The sequence below is a fragment of the Anaerobacillus alkalilacustris genome (assembly GCF_001866005.1).
Classification (GTDB): domain Bacteria; phylum Bacillota; class Bacilli; order Bacillales; family Anaerobacillaceae; genus Anaerobacillus; species Anaerobacillus alkalilacustris.
The window spans coordinates 1-1,711 of sequence record NZ_MLQR01000042.1; the positions used below are offsets into that span (position 1 = coordinate 1).

1 protein-coding gene is annotated in these 1,711 nt (G+C 32.3%); it reads left to right on the top strand.

The window, feature by feature from the left end:
- The first annotated feature begins 551 nt into the window (after positions 1-551).
- The gene (locus BKP37_RS15980) at positions 552-1,076 is read left to right on the top strand and encodes a hypothetical protein (RefSeq protein ID WP_139193163.1); all 525 of its coding nucleotides are present in this window, start codon (positions 552-554) and stop codon (positions 1,074-1,076) included.
- Positions 1,077-1,711 lie beyond the last annotated feature (635 nt).

Consider the following 1,711-nt stretch of genomic DNA (forward strand, 5'->3'; position numbering starts at 1 on the left):
CCACAATCCACAATGTGGACACGGGAACTTAGCTCCGCGTTTGAAGTCTAAAAAGACATGAAATTGATCTGAACTTTTTACTAATTTGTAATCTTCAATATACCAAGGATCTTGAATATCTAGTGCCTCTTGAAAAAGACGGTATTCTTTATCGAAATCTTGCATTCTTATACACTCCTGACCATTTTATTAGACTTTTTATCTAGTATGGACAGGTCTTAAAATCTATAAACAAATATTATTTAGCGAGGAAGCTGAAAACCTTTGATTACTATAACAACATGACACTTAAATTTTTTCTAGAAAAATAGGCGTAACTTTTAATAACTCTTAATAGAATCTAATAGAGTGAATTTTTCACAATCACATTAAAAAAAGCTAGTTAAGGAGGTACTAACTCAACTACGTATAGTATCTTAATCGCGGCAAAAACGGTATGAAACTTCATTAAATGACATAACATCATTATTTTTTTAGTTCCGCATTCACACAAAAATGTGAATAGTTAAGGACGTTGAACGTAACAAAAATAATAACATGAAGGAGTTGATATGATGATTTACCAAAAAATCCAAAGTAATTATAAACCTACTTATGCCAAATCACTTAGAAACCGTCTATACAATACGTCTTTCTTGCGCGAGTATGGAAATATTATGACAACGATTATTGACTCAAATCAATTTTGGAATAACTTAAGACAACGTGTTGATTTTCTTGTTTATGCTAATGTTCTTAAATATAGTTCTTTTGATAAAATTAACCCTGAAGAAACCAATACAATAGAAGCGGATTTGTTATTTGAACAGATTGAGAAAGAGATTAAATCACTAAATTTAGATTATGAAGAAATTTTGATCGATGAACTATTCCGCCAGTTTACTAGATGCATCAATGGGAAGTTCATTTATTCAAACAATGATTATGAGTATTTTTCTGCACCTTATTTTTCAAGTGAAGTATATGGCAATATCCCAGACCAAGGTACGATATATTTAGACAACCTAACTACCGATTTGTTTGATGAGCCTTTAGAAGAACTTATCAAAGCCATCACAATAAGGATGGAGAAGTAGTCTTTTTAGAGAGTGCCCAACACTTACTGATAAAACTAATAACTTTTTTACGATTACATTGATTGAGAAAGACCTGACACCCTAAAAAGACGTTTCCTTTTGGGTGATCATTCATATAAAAACTACCTTCAATCAGTACAAGTTTCCGCACTGATTGAAGGTTTAGCAAAAATCTCATTCGCCATTTATCCTCTATATATAAAGCTGAACTTCAATCAGTGAGAGTTTTCCTTCATCCCTCGCTGGTTGTTAGTTTAACTTATACCACAGGCATAAGAATAACTAATTATCAGCTTTCACTGATGAAAGTTATTCTATATCGGACCTTTAGGGGCAGTTAATCCCCCACCTAAACTTTTCGATTTTCTTACGTTTTGAGGTGGGAGTCTTACTCAATGTCATCAGGCTAAAGAGCCAATAACTTACAAATTACATCTAAACCTCTAAATCAGGAAAATATAATCCAGTCTAAAGAAAAGTTTATCAATCAACTTAGGAAAAAAGGCAATAGGATACCCGGGGCTTGTATATCATTTTTTTACAAGTCCTTATTTTCTTGCTCTTCAATTCTATTAAAAGCTTACACGTTACTCTTTCAAGCTAAAACGATAATCCTCACAGACATCTCTTTCTAT

Coding starts and splice junctions, on each gene's coding strand:
- BKP37_RS15980 (WP_139193163.1), top strand. CDS start 552: ATGATGATTTACCAAAAAATCCAAAGTAATTATAAACCTACTTATGCC.